This is a genomic window from Endozoicomonas gorgoniicola (assembly GCF_025562715.2).
GTDB lineage: Bacteria > Pseudomonadota > Gammaproteobacteria > Pseudomonadales > Endozoicomonadaceae > Endozoicomonas_A > Endozoicomonas_A gorgoniicola.
Window position 1 is genome coordinate 2,897,673 of record NZ_JAPFCC010000001.1, and the last position, 21,982, is coordinate 2,919,654.

General features: G+C 50.2%; 21 protein-coding genes and 1 other RNA gene. 8 read left to right on the top strand and 14 right to left on the bottom strand.

The features are described 5' to 3' along the window. Positions 1-13 precede the first annotated feature (13 nt). The 9 genes from mraY to rsmI all read right to left on the bottom strand — a co-directional run bounded on the left by mraY (position 14) and on the right by rsmI (position 9,409). Positions 14-1,096 (bottom strand): phospho-N-acetylmuramoyl-pentapeptide-transferase, encoded by a 1,083-nt coding sequence (gene mraY / locus NX722_RS13255; RefSeq protein ID WP_262568394.1) that lies wholly within the window; start codon positions 1,094-1,096, stop codon positions 14-16. Between the two features lie 2 nt (positions 1,097-1,098). Further along, the gene (locus tag NX722_RS13260; protein WP_262568395.1) at positions 1,099-2,496 is read right to left on the bottom strand and encodes a UDP-N-acetylmuramoyl-tripeptide--D-alanyl-D-alanine ligase; all 1,398 of its coding nucleotides are present in this window, start codon (positions 2,494-2,496) and stop codon (positions 1,099-1,101) included. After that, positions 2,493-4,004 (bottom strand): UDP-N-acetylmuramoyl-L-alanyl-D-glutamate--2,6-diaminopimelate ligase, encoded by a 1,512-nt coding sequence (locus NX722_RS13265; protein ID WP_262568396.1) that lies wholly within the window; start codon positions 4,002-4,004, stop codon positions 2,493-2,495. The genes NX722_RS13260 and NX722_RS13265 overlap by 4 nt, the downstream gene beginning before the upstream one ends. 87 nt (positions 4,005-4,091) lie before the next feature. Beyond that, positions 4,092-5,861 carry a peptidoglycan D,D-transpeptidase FtsI family protein gene (locus NX722_RS13270; protein WP_262568397.1) on the bottom strand — a complete coding sequence of 590 codons (1,770 nt, stop codon included), beginning with the start codon at positions 5,859-5,861 and terminating at the stop codon, positions 4,092-4,094. Beyond that, complete coding sequence (gene ftsL / locus NX722_RS13275) at positions 5,858-6,154, bottom strand: cell division protein FtsL (protein WP_262568398.1); 297 nt, start codon at positions 6,152-6,154, stop codon at positions 5,858-5,860. The genes NX722_RS13270 and ftsL overlap by 4 nt, the downstream gene beginning before the upstream one ends. A gap of 4 nt (positions 6,155-6,158) precedes the next feature. Continuing rightward, positions 6,159-7,082: a 16S rRNA (cytosine(1402)-N(4))-methyltransferase RsmH gene (rsmH, locus tag NX722_RS13280; RefSeq protein WP_262568399.1), complete on the bottom strand. Its 924-nt coding sequence runs from the start codon at positions 7,080-7,082 to the stop codon at positions 6,159-6,161. A gap of 39 nt (positions 7,083-7,121) precedes the next feature. Then, entirely contained in the window at positions 7,122-7,577 is a 456-nt protein-coding gene (gene mraZ / locus NX722_RS13285) for a division/cell wall cluster transcriptional repressor MraZ (RefSeq protein ID WP_262568400.1), read from the bottom strand. A 554-nt stretch (positions 7,578-8,131) separates the two neighbouring features. Beyond that, an RNA gene (rnpB, locus tag NX722_RS13290) (RNase P RNA component class A) lies at positions 8,132-8,535 on the bottom strand. 34 nt (positions 8,536-8,569) lie between these two features. Next, on the bottom strand, positions 8,570-9,409 hold the full coding sequence (gene rsmI / locus NX722_RS13295) for a 16S rRNA (cytidine(1402)-2'-O)-methyltransferase (RefSeq protein WP_262568401.1): 840 nt from the start codon (positions 9,407-9,409) through the stop codon (positions 8,570-8,572). 190 nt (positions 9,410-9,599) lie between these two features. On the opposite strand from rsmI, the gene NX722_RS13300 reads away from it, so the two are divergent. The 5 genes from NX722_RS13300 to NX722_RS13320 all read left to right on the top strand — a co-directional run bounded on the left by NX722_RS13300 (position 9,600) and on the right by NX722_RS13320 (position 13,909). Beyond that, entirely contained in the window at positions 9,600-11,507 is a 1,908-nt protein-coding gene (locus tag NX722_RS13300; protein ID WP_262568403.1) for a penicillin-binding protein activator, read from the top strand. Further along, on the top strand, positions 11,479-11,889 hold the full coding sequence (locus NX722_RS13305; RefSeq protein WP_262568405.1) for a YraN family protein: 411 nt from the start codon (positions 11,479-11,481) through the stop codon (positions 11,887-11,889). Before NX722_RS13300 ends, NX722_RS13305 begins: the two co-directional genes overlap by 29 nt. A 41-nt stretch (positions 11,890-11,930) precedes the next feature. After that, positions 11,931-12,515, top strand: coding sequence for a phosphoheptose isomerase (locus tag NX722_RS13310; RefSeq protein ID WP_262568406.1), 585 nt, complete (start codon positions 11,931-11,933; stop codon positions 12,513-12,515). A gap of 135 nt (positions 12,516-12,650) precedes the next feature. Then, a complete protein-coding gene (locus NX722_RS13315) occupies positions 12,651-13,238 on the top strand; it encodes a BON domain-containing protein (protein ID WP_262568407.1) in 588 nt (195 codons plus the stop codon). Between the two features lie 80 nt (positions 13,239-13,318). Continuing rightward, positions 13,319-13,909 (top strand): type 1 glutamine amidotransferase, encoded by a 591-nt coding sequence (locus NX722_RS13320; RefSeq protein WP_262568408.1) that lies wholly within the window; start codon positions 13,319-13,321, stop codon positions 13,907-13,909. Between the two features lie 34 nt (positions 13,910-13,943). Here the strand turns inward: NX722_RS13320 and NX722_RS13325 are convergent, their stop codons facing one another. The 4 genes from NX722_RS13325 to NX722_RS13340 all read right to left on the bottom strand — a co-directional run bounded on the left by NX722_RS13325 (position 13,944) and on the right by NX722_RS13340 (position 17,027). Further along, positions 13,944-14,552 carry an NADPH-dependent FMN reductase gene (locus NX722_RS13325; RefSeq protein WP_262568409.1) on the bottom strand — a complete coding sequence of 203 codons (609 nt, stop codon included), beginning with the start codon at positions 14,550-14,552 and terminating at the stop codon, positions 13,944-13,946. After that, the gene (locus tag NX722_RS13330; RefSeq protein ID WP_262563789.1) at positions 14,545-15,573 is read right to left on the bottom strand and encodes an IS630 family transposase; all 1,029 of its coding nucleotides are present in this window, start codon (positions 15,571-15,573) and stop codon (positions 14,545-14,547) included. Before NX722_RS13330 ends, NX722_RS13325 begins: the two co-directional genes overlap by 8 nt. Before the next feature lie 254 nt (positions 15,574-15,827). Continuing rightward, complete coding sequence (locus tag NX722_RS13335; protein WP_262568669.1) at positions 15,828-16,298, bottom strand: ClpXP protease specificity-enhancing factor; 471 nt, start codon at positions 16,296-16,298, stop codon at positions 15,828-15,830. A gap of 99 nt (positions 16,299-16,397) precedes the next feature. Beyond that, a complete protein-coding gene (locus NX722_RS13340) occupies positions 16,398-17,027 on the bottom strand; it encodes a glutathione S-transferase N-terminal domain-containing protein (protein WP_262568410.1) in 630 nt (209 codons plus the stop codon). Between the two features lie 454 nt (positions 17,028-17,481). Here NX722_RS13340 and NX722_RS13345 point away from each other — a divergent pair, with 454 nt between their 5' ends. From NX722_RS13345 to NX722_RS13355, 3 genes are all read left to right on the top strand, one after another. Continuing rightward, entirely contained in the window at positions 17,482-18,783 is a 1,302-nt protein-coding gene (locus NX722_RS13345; protein ID WP_262568411.1) for a hypothetical protein, read from the top strand. A gap of 254 nt (positions 18,784-19,037) precedes the next feature. Next, positions 19,038-20,357, top strand: coding sequence for an anaerobic C4-dicarboxylate transporter (locus tag NX722_RS13350; RefSeq protein WP_262568412.1), 1,320 nt, complete (start codon positions 19,038-19,040; stop codon positions 20,355-20,357). A 114-nt stretch (positions 20,358-20,471) separates the two neighbouring features. Continuing rightward, positions 20,472-20,969: a hypothetical protein gene (locus NX722_RS13355; protein ID WP_262568413.1), complete on the top strand. Its 498-nt coding sequence runs from the start codon at positions 20,472-20,474 to the stop codon at positions 20,967-20,969. Positions 20,970-21,135: 166 nt separating this feature from the next. On the opposite strand, the gene NX722_RS13360 is transcribed toward NX722_RS13355, so the two are convergent. After that, a complete protein-coding gene (locus NX722_RS13360) occupies positions 21,136-21,954 on the bottom strand; it encodes a MetQ/NlpA family ABC transporter substrate-binding protein (RefSeq protein WP_262568414.1) in 819 nt (272 codons plus the stop codon). Positions 21,955-21,982 lie beyond the last annotated feature (28 nt).

Below are 21,982 nucleotides of genomic sequence, written 5' to 3' on the forward strand. Positions count from 1 at the left end.
TCTGCCTTAATCCCTAGCGAAGCTTCAGCGTTGCCAGACCGATCAGCACCAGAATCAGCGTGATGATCCAGAAGCGAACAATGACCCGTGGCTCCGGCCAGCCCTTCAGCTCAAAGTGGTGATGAATGGGAGCCATACGGAAAATACGACGCCCGGTCAGTTTGAAAGAAGCCACCTGCAAAATAACCGACACGGTTTCCATAACGAATACACCGCCCATAATGATCAGCACAATTTCCTGCCGGACAATGACTGCAACCGTACCCAGTGCCGCCCCCAGAGCCAGTGCACCGACATCGCCCATAAAGACCTGGGCGGGATAGGTGTTAAACCAGAGAAAGCCCAGGCCGGCTCCGGCAATGGCACCACAGAATACAATCAGCTCACCACTACCGGAGATAAACGGAATATGGAGATACTGGGCAAAATTCGCATGACCGCTCAGATAAGCAAAAATAGCCAGGGCTGAGGCCACCATAACGGTTGGCATAATCGCCAGTCCATCAAGGCCATCCGTCAGGTTCACCGCATTACTGGTACCGACAATCGTCAGGTAAGTGATCACGACAAAAAACGGGCCAAGGGCGATGGTGACACTCTTAAAGAACGGAACAATCAGCGAGGTTTCGGCAATACCGGGCGCAGTCATAAACAAAAACATTGCCGCACCGAAACCGGCTACCGACTGCCAGAAAAATTTCCAGCGGGCAGGCAGCCCCCGGGAGTTTTTCTCAACCACCTTACGGTAATCATCGACCCAGCCGACGATGCCAAAAACACCGGTTGTCAGCAGCACAACCCAGATATAACGATTTTCCAGATTCGCCCACAACAGGGTACTGATAGCAATACACACCAGTATCAGGGCGCCACCCATGGTTGGGGTTCCCGCTTTGCTGAGGTGCGATTTCGGCCCGTCATCACGGACAGACTGGCCAATCTGGTGATAGCTCAGACGACGAATCATGTGCGGCCCAAGCCAGAGGCTTAAGGCCAGGGCAGTCAATACGCCAAGAATGCCCCTGAGCGTTAAATATTTAAACACGGCAAAACCGTGGTAGTACTGGGATAAAAAATCCGCCAGCCAGAGCAGCATTGTCAGCGCTCTCCCTTATAGTCAGATCCCACCAGGGATCTTACGATATCCAACATTCCCATCCCCCGTGAACCTTTTACCAGCACAGTCACCGGCAAAGCATCCAGCTCCGTCAGCAAAGACTGTAACCAGCCCACAAGAGACTCTTTCGTTTCAAAATGACGTCCGGCACTACCGTAGGCAGACACCGCCTGCCGGGAAGCATCACCCAGTGCAACAAACGTTTCAATGCCCTTGTCCCGGGCATAGGCGCCCACATCCAGATGCCTCTGCTGTGAAACCGCCCCAAGGTCAAACATATCCCCCAGCACCATAACCCTGTGGCCTTTGCACTCTGCCAGCTGATCAATCGCCGCCAGAGTCGCCTTAGGATTGGCATTGTAGGTTTCGTCAATCACCAGCGTCTGATCGTCTAACTGAAACCGTTGTCCACGACGCTGGTAAGGGCGGGCATTTTCCAGCCCCTGAACGATCTTGTCCAGTCCGATCCCCACAGCAAAAGCTGCAACAGCCGCACAACAGGCATTCTGAACCTGATGCTGCCCCCAGAACGCAATAGTCAGCGCCTTGTATTCACCGTTTAAATTCAGGGTAAAACGCATACCTTCAGCGGTGGTTTCAATATGACTGGCGTAACCATCAGCGTCCGGATTGCTCAGACTGAATGACAACACCTGCCGCTGCTTACTCCCGGATAACGCCCGCTGCTGCCAGTCAGAGAAAAAAGTGTCATCCAGATTTAAAACCGCCGTCCCTTCAGGCGACAGGGAATCCAGTATAAAACCCTTCTCTTGGGCAACCCCCTCAACACTGACCAACTCATCAAGGTGCGCTTCGGCGGCATTGGTAATCACCGACACATCGGGGCGGGTAAGTTCCGAGATATAACCAATCTCACCAGGAGAGCTGGTTCCCAGTTCAATAACAGCAAACTGGTTGTCAGCCTTCACAGAAAACAGCGTCAGAGGAACGCCAAAGGCATTATTCAGGTTGCCACAGGTCGCCAGCGTTGAACCTTCCTGATCAAGAATGGCCGCCAGCATCTCTTTAACCGATGTTTTACCGCAGGAACCCGTAATCGCCAGAAACGGAATATCCACCTGATTGCGGTTAAAGGCTCCCAGTTGCCCCAGCGCTTTCAACGTATCGTCTACAAGGATGTAACTGCCACCCTCTGCATCAACAGGCGGCTCTTGTACCAGTACGGCAGCTGCTCCGGACTCCAGAGCCTTGCCCGCATAAGCATGCCCGTCGAAGTTGGGACCCTTGATAGCAATAAACAGTTCACCGGGCATGACAGAGCGGGAGTCAATACTGATACCCGAAATGCCCATATCATTACCGTGTAAACGTCCGTTAAGCTCTGCAGCCAGTTCCGAGAGTTGATAAGTCCGGATCATAATTCTCTCCATCGTGAAAGCGCACGAGAAACATGATCTCTGTCGTCAAACGGAAGACGTTTACCTTTCACTTCCTGATAGTCTTCATGCCCTTTACCCGCCACCACTACAATTTCACGCTTCTGCGCTTCAGCGATAGTACTGGCAATGGCTTTGGCGCGGTCAATCTCAGTCACAACACTAACCTCACCAAAATCAACACCATGGACGGCATCGGCAATGATTTGACCGGGATCTTCACTGCGGGGATTATCACTGGTCACCACCACCTTATCAGCGCCGCTGACCGCCGCACGGGTCATCAACGGACGCTTGCCCCGATCCCGGTCGCCACCGCAGCCAAACACGCAAGTCAAACGACTGGCACCGTGTTCACGCAGCGCTTCCAGTACGCTCCCAAGGGCATCAGGAGTGTGGGCATAATCCACCACAACAATTGGCTTGCGACTGCCGCCAAAGCGCTGCATACGCCCCGGAACAGTGGTCAAACGGGAGATAAGCGGCAAAACCTGATCAAAGGCATAACCCTGAATACAGACACAGCTCAGGACAGCCAGCAGGTTCTCCAGATTAAAACGTCCCAGCAACGACGTGTGCATCTGACCACTACCCCAGGGGGTGTGTATCTGACTCAACACGCCATCAGCCGTCAAAGCAAAACTTTCAGCATAAACATCGGCTTCAGGATTAGACGTGGAGTAAGTCAGCACCTGCGTCTGACTGCCGCAGGCTTTCAGCATCATGCCGCTGTAGTCATCATCCAGATTGATAACGGCCTGCTTCACACGACCACCGGCAAACAACAGCGACTTGGCTCTTGCATAAGCGTCCAGCGTGCAGTGGTAATCCAGATGATCCCTGCTGATATTGGTGAACACGCCAATATCGAACTGAACACTGTCCACTCTTCCCTGGTCAAGACCGTGGGAAGACACCTCCATGGCCATGGCTTTCACACCACTGGCACCCAGTTCAGCCATATACTGGTGCAGAGACACAGGGTCAGCTGTGGTATTAAGGCAGGGCTCCAGTGACGGTGGCACCCCTTTGCCGATGGTGCCCATGACCGCACAGGGTTGCTGCAACATAGAGAGCAACTGGGCAATAAACCAGCAGCAGGAAGTTTTACCGTTAGTCCCGGTAATACCCACCACATTCAAATTTGCAGAAGGCTGCCGATAGAAACGATCAGCAAGAAAACCGATACGCTCCTTCAGGCCCGATACAAAAATAACCGGCACATTATTTGCCTCGGCATGAACCCATTTAATGGTTGTTTCCTGTTCACCTTCGGATTCAGCAATCACAGCTGCCGCCCCCGCAGCAACCGCCGCATCGATGTACTTGCGTCCATCGACAGCCAGTCCGGGAACCGCCAGAAACAACTCACCCCCGATCAGCTTGCGGCTGTCGAGGGCTAATCCGGATATCGGTTTATCGAGTTCAAGAGGCGGACAGTCAAGAACCGCCAATACTTCGTTGAGTGTACTTAATGGGCTATCAGCCATTACCTTCCTGCTTGTCTTTGGAGTACCCTGGCTCTAAACAGCCGTGAGCCGTTTAAATAGCCATGAGCGGCTCTTCATAGAAAATTACTAACCTGCGTCGTTAAGGACATACCTGAACCAGCCACCCACTTTCGCTGTCAACACATCTTTATGTCTGGGCTTAACCCCAAGCATTCGCAATGCCTGGGCATTCACCTTGGAAAACACCGGAGCGGCTGTCAGACTACCGTAATATTTCTCACCCGCCGGATCATCAATGATGACAACGGTTGCCAGTTTAGGGTTATCTGCCGGCACAACACCCGCAAATAAACCAACATGACGGTCCTCAGAGTAGCCGCTGCCACCGACCTTGCGTACCGTACCGGTTTTACCAGCGACCGGGTAAGAGGGGATAGAAGCCCTGCGCCCGGAACCCTGACTAACCACAGAACTGAGCATACCCAGCACTTCTTTAGCCACTTGCTCGTCAATCACCCGTTTCCCCTGTGGCGGTACGTCGCGCTTGATCAAAGAAATGGGACGCAACACACCACCCGCACCCAGCACCATATAGGCCTGAGCCAGCTGCAATGGCGTAACCGTCAGACCATAACCAAAGGACAGCGTCGATAATTCAAAATCGCTCCAGCGATCCCTATAAGGCAGAAAGCCCGTCCGTTCACCGGGAAAGCCGGTTCCCACACTCTGCCCAAGTCCAATACGCCGCATCACACTGATCACACTGTCTGCACCGACATCCATGGCAATTTTACTGACACCGATATTGCTGGAACGAACCAATACGGTTTCCACATCAATGGTGCCATAGCCATTCAGATCACGAACGGCATTGCGCCCGACCCGCATATAACCGTTACCGGTTTTAATCTCGGTATCCCGGTTGTAGCGTCCGGACTCCATACCGGCAACAACGGTGAAAGGCTTCAGGGTTGAACCAGGCTCAAAGAGATCGGTCATTACGCGGTTGCGCATGCGATAAGCCTGCATACCAGAACGGTTATTGGGGTTATAAGAGGGCTGATTGACCATCGCCAGCACCTCGCCGGTTTCGATATCCAGCATAACCAGTGAACCGGAACTGGCTTTCAGCTCGGTAACAGCCTTTTTCAGCTCACGATAAGCCATATACTGAAGCCGCAGATCAATACTGAGCATGATCTCCTTACCGGGTTCAGCACTTTTCGTGATTTCCGCCTCTTTGGCCAGCCGTCCACGACGATCCTTTAACGTTCGCCGGGTTCCGGGTTTACCCGTCAGCCAGCTGTCGTAACCCAGCTCCAGACCTTCCTGACCTTTGCCATCAATTCCGGTGATACCCACCAGATGAGCTGCCACTTCCCCCATTGGGTAGTAACGTTTATGCTCGTCGTAGCTGTTCACACCGGGAATATTAAGATTCAGAATCGCCATCCCCTCTTCCGGCGTCACCTGCCGCTTGAGGTAGATAAATTCCTTACTGGCATTATTTCGTATGCGGGTCGCCAGCTCCGATGCTGGCATGTCCAAAGCTCTGGCAAGCTCTGGCCAGTGTTCATGCTGATCAATCAGTTGCCGGGGGTCGCCCCACAGAGTCATGACCGGAGCGCTGACCGCCAGCATTTTACCGTTTCGGTCAAAAATGACCCCCCGGTGTGCAGGAATGGATTCATAACGCACTGCACGCTTATTGCCTTCCTGCTGAAGAAAACGGCTGTCGTATACCTGCAAAAACATAACCCTCGACAGAATAACCACTCCGGCGAGAGCAAACAGACCTTTCAGGATTCGATACCGGGCAGGGTAACCGTGCAGGCTTTTTCCGGCTCTGGCATTTTTTCTGGTATTTTTATTACTTTTGCGAGTGCTGGCCTTCATGGAGCCACCACTTCGATACGCCCGGAATCCGGAACATTCATTCCCAATTCTCCCCTGGCTAATGATTCAATACGCCCCGGCGAGGTCAGCATGCCATGTTGAAGCAACAGCTTGCCCCACTCTACCTGGGCAGTATTCAGGTTCTCCTGCTCCTGCTGGAGAACATTATGGAGCCGTCTGTTTTCATGGCCGACATAACTGACAGCCACACCCGACACCAACACCAGCAGCAGCAAAGCTCCTGCCAGGACATTGGCACGATTAAACAACGCTAATAACGGCTCTTTATCCATAGGATCAAACCAGTTTCTCGGCCACCCTCATTACGGCGCTACGCGCTCGTGGGTTAGCGTCTACCTCTGTTTTACCGGGCTTAATCGCCTTACCCAGAGGCTTCATTCTCTTGTTCAGCTGATCTTCCCGCACTGGCAACCAGCTTGGCAGCTCATCACCTTTTGCATGCTTGCGAATAAAACGCTTGGCAATGCGGTCTTCCAGTGAGTGGAAACTGATGACCACCAGCCGGCCACCGGGTTTCAGCACTTCGAGTGCTTTATCCAGGCATTCCACCAGGTCATCCAGCTCACGGTTAATGTGAATACGTATTGCCTGAAATGCTCTGGTGGCCGGATGCTTGCCCTTTTCACGGGTCGGACAGGCTGCAGCAATAATTTCAGCAAGGCGCCTTGTGGTCGTAATCGGTTCTTCAACCCTGGCTGCCACGATGGCGCGCGCCATTCGTCTGGAAAAGCGATCTTCACCGTACTCCCAGATCACCTTACTGATTTCCTGTTCCTCTGCCCGGTTAATCCAGTCAGCGGCGCTCTCACCTTCAGAGGTGTTCATACGCATATCCAGCGGACCGTCCTGCATGAAGCTAAATCCACGTTCAGGTGTATCGAGCTGCGGAGACGACACCCCCAGATCCAGCAGCACCCCGTCTACCAGGGTTCCGTTCAGCATCTCATCCAGCTCGATAAAAGAGCCGTGATGAATGGTAAAACGTTCATCACGCTCAGCCAGTTCAGTCCCGACAGCAATCGCCCCTGGATCTTTGTCAATACCATACAGCCGGCCTTCATCGGCCAGCCCGTCAAGGATAGCCCTGCTGTGACCTCCCCTGCCAAAGGTGCCATCGACATAGACACCCCGGGGGTCAGTTAACACAGCCTCTACGGCTTCATCCAACAGCACGGTAATGTGCTTATCTGTATTACTCATCACTTACTACGATGACTCTTTAAGTCAGAGTTAAATCAATCAGAGGGATAAAGACTGTAGTTCAACAGGAACCTCTTCGGCGTCGCTGGCTTCCCGCAGGTAGTCATCGCGACGCTGGTTCCAGCAGTCTTCATCCCAGAGTTCAAACTTTTTACCCTGCCCAAGCAAGATGCATTTTTTACCCAGTCCGGCATAATCCCTTAGCAGTGGAGGGACTAAAACCCGACCATTGCCATCCATATCCAGATCAGTGGCATGACCGATAAGAAGTCTTTGTATACGGCGGGTCATGGGATGAAAGCTGGGCAATGCTTCAATTTTTTTCTGGATAGCATCCCATTCATCAACCGGATAAATAAGGAGGCACGGCTCGTCGGTATCAATCGTTGCGACCAGGCAACCGGCACAACGATCCTTCAACCCCTGCCGATAACGGGTAGGAATTGCCAGTCGTCCCTTGGCGTCGAGATTGATAGCGTTTACACCGCGAAACAAATCTCTCTCCTTAATTCCAGGATTTTTCTACATAACAGCCCTGAGTTTGCAAACGACCTGAAGCTGGCAAATTAACAGCTGCAAGCCGGAAATACTGCTTTCATACAAAAAATATCGTCTTCATGGCTGCTGTGTATCACCGGGCAAAAACACCACCACACCGGAGTATAAACCAATTAAACCCACTTTTATCCACAATACGCCACTCAAGGACACTATAGAAATCTGAAAAACCCACGTCAAGCAGGGCAACTACCAACAACGTCAGGAAAATGTCAATCTGTGAATAACATTACAGAATGAACAACAGTGAAAAATCTTTGAAAATGAAGGAGCTAGAGCAACTCCATCAGACAATAAATGAAGTGGATAATAAAAAAGGCGTGTTGAACGGATGTGGAAAAGTTATTGTGGATAATTTTTTTCCACAACTTGCTCCACAGTTTCTGATCCACAGTTTCTGATCCACAACAGGCAGCCACAATTTAAAAGCACGGTTTTGCTGCTCAGAAAGACTGATGAAAATAACATTTCATCAAAAAAGAGAGGAATAAAAAGCGAGTTGGCCTGTAAGCCGGGTTCTGTCCAGCCAGTCAGAATAAATCCTGACCAGCCTGGGCAATCATTCATCTGGGATGCCTGTCACCAGACACCTCAAGCAACCTACCCGGACCCGGTGCGGGTACACACCTGTAGGGTCCCTATTTGGTCTTGCTCCAGGCGGGGTTTACCATGCCATGAACTGTTACCAGTCATGCGGTGCGCTCTTACCGCACCCTTTCACCCTTACCGGTCTTCGGCTGAAGACTTAGGCGGTCTGCTCTCTGCTGCACTTTCCGTAGGCTTTCGCCCCCCAGACGTTATCTGGCGCCCTACCCTTCGGAGCCCGGACTTTCCTCCACATGGATACACCAGCCAATGCTGATAATCTCCACGCAGCGACTGCCCAGCCAACTCGCGGCGGCGAATATTATAGAGCTAACGACAACGAATCAAGCTTTCATTTCCAAAGCCAGGTTATATAACTCTTTTTTACGGTAATCCGTTACATCCGCGATAACAGCCGCTGCTTTTTTCGGCGGCAACTCCTCAATCAGGCGCTCGAGCAAACGAGCCGTATGCGGGTCTACAGCCGTTTCTCTCTCTTCCTTATTACCTTCAACCAGTACGACAAACTCTCCACGGCACTGATTCGAATCTTCCTGAAGAATTTTTTCAACGTCGGCAACCGTACCTGCCAGTACCGTCTCAAACGTCTTGGTTAACTCTCTGGCCAGCACCACGTAACGGGCTGCCCCCAGCACTTCTTTAAAGTCAGCAAGACTATCCAGAATCCGGTGCGTTGACTCATAAACCGCCCAGGTAGAAGTCAGGCCAGACAACTCCTGAAGTTTTTTACGCCGCCCCGAAGGTTTGGCTGGCAGAAAACCTTCAAAATAAAACCGGTCCGTCGCCAGACCACTCACCGACAGTGCCGCGATCAGGGCGCAGGCACCCAGCACCGGCACGACACGATAGCCAGCCTCACGCACCTCCCGAACCAGAAAATAGCCCGGATCGGAAATCAGCGGAGTACCGGCATCACTCACCAGCGCCACCGACTCCCCTTTTGCCAGACGGGCAATAAGATTCGTCGTTTGCTGACGCTCGTTATGGTCATGGCAGGGAACCATTGGCGTACTGATGCCAAAATGACTCATCAGTTTTTTACTGTGCCGGGTATCTTCAGCCGCAATCACATCGACCTGCCGGAGTACTTCAACGGCCCTGGGTGTCATATCCCCGAGATTACCAATTGGGGTTGCAACGACATACAGCGTACTTTCAGACATGCTATTGATCATCAAGCCAGTTAACTAAATGGCGAAGTCTACAGCGAGACAACAGCACAAGCCACAACCGCCAAAAGCTTTACAGCACAGACACAGGAAATATTTCTCACGACAATAACTGTTGGGGTACAATGTCTAATCCACTGAAAAGGCCACGTGCTTGTCAGCTCTCATTAATAATGAGGATTTTATGAGGGACAACCCTTCCAGATTCAGACCGATCACAGCCCTGATCATTACTGCCATCCTGGCAGGCTGTTCTTCCCAGCCAACGCAGCAGGTCATTCAACAACCCCTGCCCGGGGTGGAAACGACTCCCCGGACAGCCGATCAGCTTCTGGTTCAGGCAGAGCGTGCCACTTTTCCGGAAAATGCAAAGCTGAAAATTCAGGCAGCGAAGAAGCTGATGAGCGACCAGCCCTACCGGGCTCAAACCGTTCTGGAAAGCCTGCAATACGACAACCTGCCCTCTGAACTTCAGGCGAATCTCTCCCTGATACGGGCTGAAATTGCCGAGCATAATGGACAGAACTGGGAAGTATTTCACTGGCTGGACCGCAAGCCTGTTATCAACAGCAGTGACCCTAACCTGGTTAATCGCTCTCACATACTGCGTGCCAAAGCCTTTAACCGCTATGGCGAATATCTGGCAGCGCTGGATGAGTGGCTTTCGGCCATTCCCAACCTTCATACCGATCAGCAGGAAGCGCTTTATCAGGGTTTCTGGACAACATTACTGCACGTGCCTCACGACCGCCTGATGGCACTTAATTCTCAGACCAGGGATACCAGCCTCAAGGGCTGGCTGGAACTGGCTATGATTTACAGTCCGGGCAAAGCGCTTGACCAGCAACTGGAAAACCTTAACCAGTGGAGAAGTCAGTGGAGTGACCATCCCGCCAGTCAATTCCTCCCTGCAAACCTGGACACACTGAGCCCTGAAGCGGTCAGTCGTCCGCAGAAAATTGCATTGCTGCTACCAACCAGCGGACCACTGGCTACGGCAGGCAAGTCGGTAAGGGATGGTTTTATGGCTGCTTATTACTTTGCCATTGCTGACCATTCTGGTTCGGACAGCCAACATACCCCTGAGGTCCTGTTTTTCGACACCTACAAGGCTGACATCCCTGAGCTGGCAGAAAAGGCCCGAGATGAAGGAGCAGAACTGATCATCGGCCCTCTGGACAAAGGCAATGTCATCAGGCTGAAACAGTCACCGCCAGAAGGCCTGACTATTCTGGCGCTCAACTATGTTGATTCAAACTATGCCGATATCAGCCAGCCAAATGGTACCGGTGGGCTCGGCTTTTACCAGTTCGGCCTGTCAACGGAAGACGAAGCAAAACTGGCTGCACAGCGAGGCATTCTGGATGGACACCGTCGTGCATTAATCTTCACATCCAATGCCTCCTGGAGCCAGAGAGCCGTTGAAAGCTTTACGGCAGAATGGAAAAAGCTCAACGGTGAAGTGGCAGGAATCAGTCAGTTCGATAAACAGAGTGAGTACAGCACACTGGCAGGCGAAGCCCTGCTGGTCGATAAAAGCCAGCAACGCGCCCGTCAGATCAGCCGATTACTGAGAGAACAGATAGGCTTCGAACCAAGGCGCCGACAGGATGTCGACATGATCTTCATGGCTACCTCCCCCGAGGAAGCCAGACAGATCAAACCGGCAATCGCCTACCAGTACGCAGGCGACATCCCCACTTATGCGACCTCGAACGCCTATTCCGGGCAAACGAGCCGAAGTCGAGACCAGGACCTGAACTTCCTCAGGATACCTGTAATGCCGTGGTATATACCCGGACAGAGTTCACCACTCAAACTATCTATCACCGACACCTGGTCCACAGCACGCGGTCAATACGGCAGTCTTTTTGCCCTGGGTGCTGACAGCTATAACCTGCACCCACGACTGCAACAGCTGCGCAGTCTGAGTGGCAGTCGCATTGATGCCCTGACTGGCTGGCTCAGCATTAATGAACAGGGGCGTGTCAGCCGGGAACTGCCGTGGCAGATCTTTCGCAATGGTCAACTGACACCACTCCCCATTCCGGTACAAAATACTGATGTACTGGCGGCTCAAACTTCAGAGTAATACTGGCGCCAGGGCCGAACACCTGGCGCTGCAGCACCTCAAGGCAAACAGGCTGAAGCTGGTCGCCCGGAACTACGCCTGTCGCTTTGGCGAACTCGATCTGGTTATGCTGGATGGCGAAACTCTGGTGTTTGTAGAAGTTCGCAGTCGCAACAGCCAGCAGTTTGGCGGAGCAGCAGCCAGCATTACACCTGCCAAACAGCGAAAAATCCGCCGCACCGCTGAACATTTTCTTCAAAACCACAGAAAGCATCAGCATCGTCACTGCCGTTTCGATGCCGTTCTGATTATTAATCAAACTGACACCGTTACTCGTCACGTTATAAGTAGCAATGACGAACGAGCGCCAAAACCGATAGAATGGTTACAAGGTATTTTTTAACGGTTTTTATGAGGCGTTTCTAAACGTTCAGGACTCGAGACATGCATGACTTGATAATACGTCATTTCTCGGACAGCATTGACGCAAAAATTCGTGCTGCCGACGCCCTGCCTCCTTACATCGCAGACTCTGCAGACGTCATGGTTCAATGTCTGTTGAATGATGGCAAAATTCTCGCCTGCGGCAATGGCGGCTCTGCGGGCGATGCTCAACATTTCGTCTCCGAACTGCTGAACCGGTTTGAACGGGAGCGCCCCTCGCTGCCCGCCGTTTCCCTGTGCGCAGACAGCCTGACCATCAGCTCAATTGCCAACGACAGCAGTTTTAATGAGATTTTCTCCAAACAGATTCGCGCGCTTGGCCAGCAGGGGGACGTTCTGCTGGCTTTTTCCACCACAGGCAACTGCCCTAACGTCGTGCAGGCTATTCAGGCAGCCCACGACCGGGATCTGACGATCATTGCCCTGACTGGCAAGGACGGGGGAGACATGTCCAGACTGCTGCACCCGGAAGACATTGAAATCAGGGTACCAGCAAACGACGCACCACGTATTCAGGAAGTACACACCCTGATTATTCACTGCCTGTGCGACCTGATAGACGAATCCCTGTTCTCAACCGGATAAACTGCAGAAGTCTTTTATCTGAACAACTGGTGAAAGAAACCAGACTGCCTTGAGCGACGGAAACATTTTTCGTCACCCTGAACAATAAAAAGGTGATGAAATAATTTCATAGAAAAAACAGTAAAGGAGTATTGAGTGAAACGCACCCAACGATTGTTTTTTGCCAGCCTGCTATCCGGACTTTTAATCTTTTTGACCGGCTGCGCCACTGTAGTGGATGGCGTTAATGAAGACCCGATTCGCATGGACCCCACCGAACGCTCCTGGGGCAACTGGCTGGATGACCAGACCATAGAAACCGTTGCCGAAGTCAATATCAACAAATCCAGCGATGAATTCAGACTAAACAGTCGCATTAAAGTGATCAGCTTTAACGGTATAGTGCTGATCATTGGCCAGGTTCCCAACCAGTCACTGAAAGATGAAGCTGCCCGGGTTGTTACCCCCATCCAGAACGTGCGCAAAGTGTATAACGAGCTAACCATCGGCCAGCCTGCCGGTGTTATGGAACACAGCAGCGACGCCTGGCTGACCACAAAAATCAAGACCAAGCTCATTCAGGACGAAATTGTTTCCGCCGACAAAGTGAAGGTCAATACCGAAAAAGGTACGGTCTACCTGATGGGACTGGCGACTCCAAAAGAAGCCAGTAGCGCCGTTGAGGCAGCCCGTAATACGAGAGGTGTTCAGAAGGTTGTAAAAGTCTTCGAATACGTTCGCTGAGTGACTATTTATAATTAGCAGACGATACTGACAACGATCTGAAATCGACTCCAGATCGTTGTCTGAAAAGAGAAAACGTCATGAGCAGCAAAGACATTGTCACTATCAATTGCGGCAGCGATAAATTTCCCAAAATTGTTCACGCTGTAAGACATCACGGCTATAAAACGATCGGCATTGATCTGCAGGATGCCAATCAATGGGATTTCACTGGATCAACGGCCGTTATCATCTCAGGTGGCCCTCACCTGTTTACCGAAAGCCCGCAAAAGCATGATCAACTCATGCAGTCATTCCAGTTTCTGAAACACCTTGAATTACCAACCCTTGGTATCTGCCTGGGGCATCAGGCCATCGCCCTGACATTCGGCGGTCAGGTTTACCGTGGAGAGGAACGCAGAAAAAGTGACAACATCACAGTCATTGCGCCGCATCCGCTTTTCGCCAACCTGACTTCAAATCAATTTTCCGAGGATCACTGCGAAGGTATTCACGCATCCGATACGATGCACGTACTGGCACAATCTGACCACTACAGCGTGGAAGCGTTTCAGATTACAGACCGACCGTTTCTGGGAGTGCAGTTTCACCCTGAAACCTCCGGTGAGCAAGGCGTTCAGTTAATCGGTAATTTTTTATGCTGGGCGGAGCAGCAACATACAATCGCCTGATCGGCTTAACTCCACCCGGCAACCCTTCCATGAACTACATACCATTCCTGAAAGCTTTATGGTCAATCACGCCACTGCCGCGTACCTGCTGCAATGCCTTGCCGTATTCTGATAACAGGCTCAAGGCATAATCAGTCCGATCCTGCAGCTGCCTGTCTGCCTCTTGATCTCCTCCGGTAAACACCGAAGCCACATCCCTGATAATCAGGTGTTCCGGAATAAAACAGAGCCGGGCATTTTTATAACTGCTCATCCTTAATTCAGCGATCGGATAAGACCCACCCTGCCCGGTGGACACCGCAGTAATCAGCGCCGGCTTATGCCCCAGCTCTGCAGCACCAAATAAAAGAAAGAAATTTTTCAGGGCTGACGGCACCATCCCGTTCCATTCCGGCGTTACCACGATCAGCGCATCGCTTTCCCTGAGTCTCTGCCGCCAGGGAGACAGCAGGGCTTTCCACTGCTCATCACCGCTGAAAATCACCTCATCCCAGAGTGGCAGAGGATTGCCTGACAGACTCAGCACCTCGCAGCCATCAAACAGCCCAAGCGCCTCGACCCTTTCACGCAAAACATGACCGATCCGCTCACTCTGGGATTCCTGCCGATGACTACCCGTTATTATTGTTAAGTAGTCATGCATACGAAATCATATATTCCTGACCGACCCCATCAAAAACTCGCTTTACCTCTTTCTCAAAGCCTCTGAAATTCACAATTGATAATATATCGATCCATTCATATTTAGCCTTATCCCATAGAATCTCAATCAGGTTGAGCTCGGGAGAGTATGTGGGGAGAAATAAAACAATCATTTTTTTCTCAAGAATCCAGTCATCAATTCTTGCTCGGAACGCTTTACTGGTGTGAATGCTGGCATTATCAATAATGACCACAGTGTAACGATCATCTCCTCCGTACTCTGGAGCTGTCATCTGATAGGCAAAATAGTCGAAAATATCAATGACTGTCTTGCTATCAACTGATCCAATTACAGGGTAATAAAACAGTTCACAGGAACGGTTCATAAACCCCAGAACATTGATTCTTTTACTTTTTACTGAAGGTATACGGAGCTGTTTGCCTTTCTCCTGCCAGCCATAAGGTACGCAAGGCTCCTGACTAAACCCTGACTCGTCAAAATAGAACAAATTAATTAAACCTTTATCTTCAGCTTCTTGAGCATCTTTCAATGCTGCCTTACTACGCTGAAACTGCTCCTCATCTCTTTTATGCTTGCATGATTTACGGAGTCTTTTGTAAACCATCCCCAGCTTTTTTATTATTCTACCTATTGTCGTCTTTGATGCGGATTTGCCTGTTTCCTCTTCGATTTTGGATTGGACATATGATATACGGCGGGGTTCCTTAGCCACCAGTTCTTTAATGCGCAGTTCTTCTTCAGAATTGTAAATAGGTTTCTTCCCTCCGTCGTGTGTTTTGTATAGCCCTCGAATACCATAATCCTCCCAGTCATCAAGCCAGCGTGATACCGTCTGGTACTGAACCTCAAAGATATCGGCAATTTGAGCCATAGGAAAGCCACGAGAGCTGAGCAGTACAGCGTGTGCTCTTTCTCTGACATAGGGTGTTGGGCCATGACTCCTGGCGATCTGCAGGGTTTCTCTAATGGCCCCATCTGTGATAGGTAAAACGGTTTTCATTTTCGTTGAAGCAGTAACGCAGGTGTTGTTGGTGATAGCTGGAGTATAATCACTACACTGAGCGCTGCCGGTAGAATTGGAATAACTATTTTTAGTAACCGGACGGTCAAAAATATTCGATAGCTAATTTATAACTACTTAATTTCATGACACCCTCATTACAGCGATAAGTAATAGTATTTCCGACTTTCAATCGCTACTATCGTGCAGCCTTTTCAGGCAAAAAAAAGGCCGCCCACTGGCAGCCTTTCAGTTTACTTAACCACTTTCAGATTTGGCCGACCCGGTTTTTTAGGTTTATCACCTGAATCATCAGGCTTCTCAACCTCTGCCAGTTTCTGCTCAGCAGGTTTCGGCTCAGAAGATACCTCTACCAGACCGATACCCGCTTCCGGCTCTTCAGCTTCTTCCATCTGAGGCTCAACCTCAAACACCATACCCTGGCCATTCTCACGGGCATAAATAGCCATCAGAGCATCAATAGGAATCGTGATAGTCAGAGCTTCACCGCCAAAGCGCCCACTGAACGTGATCATCTCATTTTCCATCTGCAGAGCCCGCACCGCCGATGGAGAAATATTCAACACAATCTGACCGTCCTTGACGAACTCACGAGGCACTTCAACACCACGGCGAGCAGCGTCCACCAGAATATAAGGCGTACAGTCGTTATCTAGAATCCATTCATACAGCGCACGGGCAATATATGGACGACTACTGGTCATTGTCATATCTGTCTCCGGATTGAAGGACCCTACTGTCCCGGGTAACAACTGCCATCAGCGCCAGTGCGCCATCTGGCAGCAACCCACAAAAAAGCGCGATTATTCGCGCATTTCTTTTTCGATTTCAGACAGACTTTCCTGGAAAGACTCTCGTGCAAACAGGCGTTCAGCGTATTGCAGAATTGGCTTGCCCTGCTTAGGCAGCTCAATACCCATTGCAGGCAGACGCCACAGAATCGGCGCTACACAGCAATCCACCAGGGTAAACTCATCGCTCATGAAATAAGGCTTTTCAGCAAAAATCGGAGCAATGGCCAGCAGGCTTTCACGCAGCTCTTTGCGCGCGCGGTTAGCAGGCGTTTCCTTGGTGTTCGGATTCATAATGATATCAACCAGCGCACACCAGTCTTTCTGGATGCGATGCATCATCAGACGGTTCTGCGCACGGCTCACCGGGTAAACAGGCAGCAGTGGCGGATGAGGAAAACGCTCATCGAGGTATTCCATCATCACGTTTGGCTCATACAGCACCAGCTCACGGTCAACCAGAGTTGGCAGTGTATTGTATGGATTCATATCCGATAATTCCTGCGGCAGGTTTTCAGGATTGACATTCTGGATGTCAACCGCAACGCCCTTTTCCGCCAGAACAATACGAACCCGGTGACAGTAATGGTCAGCCGGATCCGAGAAAAAAATCATGGATGACTTTTTGGCAACTACAGCCATGAAGTACCCCCGCCCTCATGCAAGGTTGAGTGATGTCGACCATCCTGAAAAGCCTGACTGGAGTATCTGGCAAACCAGTCACCTGCCAGTTCAGAAAATCAGGAAACCCAGTCGATTCGCGAAATAACGGATTATCTTAGCAAATTTTATGGCCTTCAGGACAGAGGCAAGCGTCACTTTGTGCCAGAGTGACGAAAAGCAACGAAGCCAGGGATAACAGTGACTACCAACTGTCTTCGTCATGTTTGCGATTCCTGACACTTTTCACTACCAAATCCCTGGCCATCCCAGCCCGCAATGCCTTTAACGATACTAATGATAATCTGAAAATTATTTATTTGTGTTGTTGCTAATGAAACAAGCTAAATTTATGACCTGATAAAAATTAAAAATTATCTTTCAAATCTAGAAAAGGTGGACTTTTCCCATTCATTAGAATTGCTGAGTACCATTAATGTTAAAGTTAAATTCGTGTGTAAGAGGCCTTTATCACTGGTGTATTGTTATTGGTTTTTTGCTGATTAGCAGTTATGGCTGGGCTGGGTTAGAGGACTTTTTTCCCTGGGCAGGCAGGGGTAATGAGAGAGAAAATATTCTCAGGGCTGAGCTGGATGCCAGGGATCCACCGACTAGTGAAACTGACAGTTCTGTGCCGTACTTCTGGCTTACCTTCGATAATGTAAATGGTAAGCCAGTCACAGTATTAATCAGTGTGCCAGCTGACCATGAGGAAAGGGAGTGTAATGAACATCCGAATGAGCCCTGCAATTGCCTATCGCTCCAGAGAAGGAGTACAGGTGAATATGAGGATAAAAATGAAGGCTATGAAAATGAAGGCTATGAAAATGAAAGCTGTAACAGCTATGACCCGCGCTATAACCGGGTTGATCTCCGCCAATACATGAGCATGGATACGCTACCTTTGCCCAGTCAGTCCTCGGATAGCGGTAGCGTGAGGGTACAACCCCAATCTATAGGCAGACAACCCGCACATTATTCTATTCATGAAGAGGAAAGTTCAGGCTTTGTGTCTGATGTTATCCCGGGTACCTACAGGAATTACAGTCTGAAACCTGCCTACGACATTGATGAGGATAGCGCTGCTAACGCTCCGCAAATGAGGACTCAAAATGATATTCGCACCTTTGTGGCGGTCATGCGATTATCTGGAGAAGCATTTCAAAGGCCCGGGTCTCACCTCGGGTTTGCACGTTACGTTATCTCATCTGTCGCAGGAGCTATGGTTGCCCCATTAGGTTTTACCTGTTGGTTTTTATGTTGCCATAAGCTGGCGACCACACAGTGTTTTGTGGCTTTTCTGGGGAGGATTGCGGAAGATGGCCTGTGTAGCTGCTGTTGCAACTATGGCGGTATCTGCATGCATTGCTGTTCTATCTTGGGTGGTGCTAGCGCGGGTCTGGGAACGTACGATTGTTGTCTGAAATCGCTCCAAGTTAAAAGATTCACGCTTTCTTTCACCCACCAGCAGATAGTTGATGAGATGACGCCAGAGAAAGTTCTCGATAAAGACGTTACGAGCTTTCTTATGGATATATTTAAGAAAATAAATAACTATTCTTCCGGTCTGTCGGTAGTATCTGTACGGACATCACAGACTGAGGGGAGAGTTCTCTCTGAGCTGACGTTAGATGTAGACGGGCTGGACTCTCCGAAGGAGTTTTTTAAAATGCTGAAATCTTCAGATGTTGTGAAAAGCGGAAAGGTTCAGCTCCGCATACATGAAAAAAACAGTTAGTAATTGTAGCTCTTCCGGGCTTTGCCGTTTTTGGGTGTTATGGTTAAAGTTATGCTTGCCTCTGACCTGAAAGCGGCCAAAAAAACACACACTTAAACAATCAACCTGTAATCAGTATACCCACCACCCATACTGCGGTTCGCATTTACTGATGAAATATTGACCACAATCAACGATTGAAAACTTAATATAGTAAACAATTGGGGACTGAGCTTTTCATATTCCTCTTGTTAACTCGATTAAGTAGTTCCTACATGTTAATTCTGCAGTTTGTTTTTCTTCTTTTAATGCTCTATCTGGGCAGCCGTTTTGGTGGCATTGGTCTGGGTGTCGTCTCCGGTATTGGCCTTCTGGTTGAGGTCTTCATCTTCAAAATGGCCCCCGGTTCCCCACCCGTTAATGTCATGCTGATTATCATGGCGGTCGTCACCTGTGCATCGATTCTGGAAGCCGCTGGCGGTTTGAAATACATGCTGCAAGTAGCAGAGCGTATTCTGCGCAAGCACCCGGAACGGGTCACTATTATCGCTCCCATCGTGACCTACACCATGACGCTGATGCTGGGAACCGGTCATGCCGTGTACTCAATCATGCCAATCATCGGCGACGTGGCAATGAAGAACAAAATTCGTCCCGAACGCCCAATGGCTGCCGCCTCTGTTGCCTCCCAGATGGGTATTACCGGCAGCCCTCTGTCTGCTGCCGTGGTATTCTACCTGACTTCCATGAGCGAAATGACCAGCAGCATTACCCTGTTCCACATTCTGGGTGTCACCATTCCTGCCACCTTGCTGGGTACCTTGCTGATGTCCCTGTACAGCATGCGCCGGGGCGTTGAGCTGGAAGACGACAAAGAATACCAGCGTCGTATGCAGGATCCGGACATGCGTGAGAAGATTCTGTCCACCACGGCAACCTCTCTGGATGTGCAACTGCCGCCCTCAGCCAGAAACTCTGTTGTACTGTTTCTACTGGCACTGGTCTCTATTGTTGCCGTGGCAATGTTCCCGGCGGTTCGTACCGTTCAGGGTTCAACAATTGGCATGTCCACCATCATCCAGATGATGATGCTGGCCTTCGGCGGTATCATTCTGCTGGTGACGAAAACCCCCACCTCCAAGGTACCTGAAGGTGTGGTATTCAAGTCCGGCATGGTCGCAGCCCTGGCTATTTTTGGTATTGCCTGGATGAGTGACACCTACTTCCGTCACGCAATGCCAACCTTCGAAACCAGTATCGTCGGCATGGTGCAGAACTACCCATGGACCTTCGCCCTGGCAATGTTTGTGGTGTCTGTGGTGGTGAATTCTCAGGCTGCCGTGTGTCGTATGATGCTGCCTGTGGGTATGGCAATGGGTCTGCCGCCTGCGGTACTGATCGGCCTGATGCCGTCCTGCTACGGTTACTTCTTTATTCCAAACTACCCATCCGATATCGCAACCTGCAACTTCGATGCTTCAGGTACTACGCGAATTGGTAAATTCTACTTTAACCACAGTTTCATGGTGCCAGGCCTTATTTCTGTCAGCATCGCCTGTGTCACTGGCTACTTGCTTGCCAACGCTATCTTCTGAAAAGCCCCTCCACAGCACGCCTGAGCAGTCAGTCTCAGGCGCTCTCTAAATTAACAACAGAAGAGGTACCAGATAACTATAATGCCAGTGTAACGAAGTCAGAAAGAATCAGTCATGGGTCGCATTGATGTAGAAAAACTGTACGGCTACCTGAGTCAAATAACACCAATCAGGATGCAGCCACATATTTACCCACAGCGACCAGGTCACAAAAACAGTATTTTTTTATTAGAAAAATCAGGAGAAAATTATTATTTAATGCCCAGCCCTTTATTTAACAACGCTAATACCACTATTCCAAGCCTGTGTGAGGGTGTATTTATGTATGCCATTTTAGCGGACTACCCTCAGCTGGTCATGGTCGGAGCACAGCCTTCAAACCCCTTTATTAATAAAGACCAAACCATTGAAGGGCATTCTTCCATTACCTTTAGGAGAGACGTGTTATACGCGGGTGAGTTAGAGTTCTTTGACAGTAAATTAGTCGGATGGAACAACGAGTCAGGACACTATCGCCCCTCCTCGAAAATACGTCATATTCAGCTCACTCCTAATGTAAAAAGACTGTTACCTGAAGAATTGTTTGTTAAAACTTTCCTGAGTCTCTTTTGATACACTATTCCAGATACTTCTAAACTAATCAGCCACTCCCCGCTGAGCAACATGAGCAAACCCTTCCCGATTCGGCACATGGCACTACCTGAATAGCCAGATAGCAAAAGCCCCTGTCTGAGTTAAACAGGCAGGGGCTTTAAAGTGCATCGTTAACCGTTAGCAGTTACTTCCAGCCAGCCACTGCACCACCTTTGAACAACTCTTCAGCTTTAGCTTCCACCGATTCAGTCTGGTAAGCCTTCACCAGCCTGGTAATACGCTCATCGTCCTTATTGTCCTCACGGCTGACAATGATATTCACATAAGGAGAATCCTTGTCTTCCACCAGTAACGCATCACGGGTTGGCAGCAGACCAGCCGCAACAGAATAAGTGGAGTTAATAAATGCCAGATCAACGTCATCCATAGAACGCGGCAACTGGGCAGCGTCCAGTTCAATAAAGTCAAGATGCTTAGGATTCTCGATAATATCCTTTGGCGTCGCTTCCAGGTTGCTAATATCTTTCAGCGTAATCAGCCCCTTCTTGTGCATCAGGATCAGGGTGCGGCCTTCGTTGCTCGGGTCATTGGGAATAGCCACCTTAGCTCCGTCCTGCAACTCGCTTATATCGCTGATTTTATTGGAGTAGGCACCAATTGGATACACAAAGGTATTGCCCACCACAGCAAACTTAAAACCACGATCTTCAACCATGCTATCCAGATAAGGACGGTGCTGAAAAGCATTGGCATCAATGGAACCGTCTGCCAGCGCCATGTTTGGAGAGATGTAGTCAGAAAACTCAACCAGCTCAACCTTTACACCATAGTCCGCTTCAGCATTCGCGGCAGCCACTTTCATAACGTCCGCCTCAGGACCGGCCATGACACCGACTTTCAGGGTGTCATCTGCAGAGTCGCTGCCACCACAACCGGTCAGCATGGCGCTGGCGGCAATGACAACTGTACCGGCCAGTGCTTTTAATTTATTGATAGCCTTCATTTTTTACTTCTCCAAGTGGGTGCTTTTA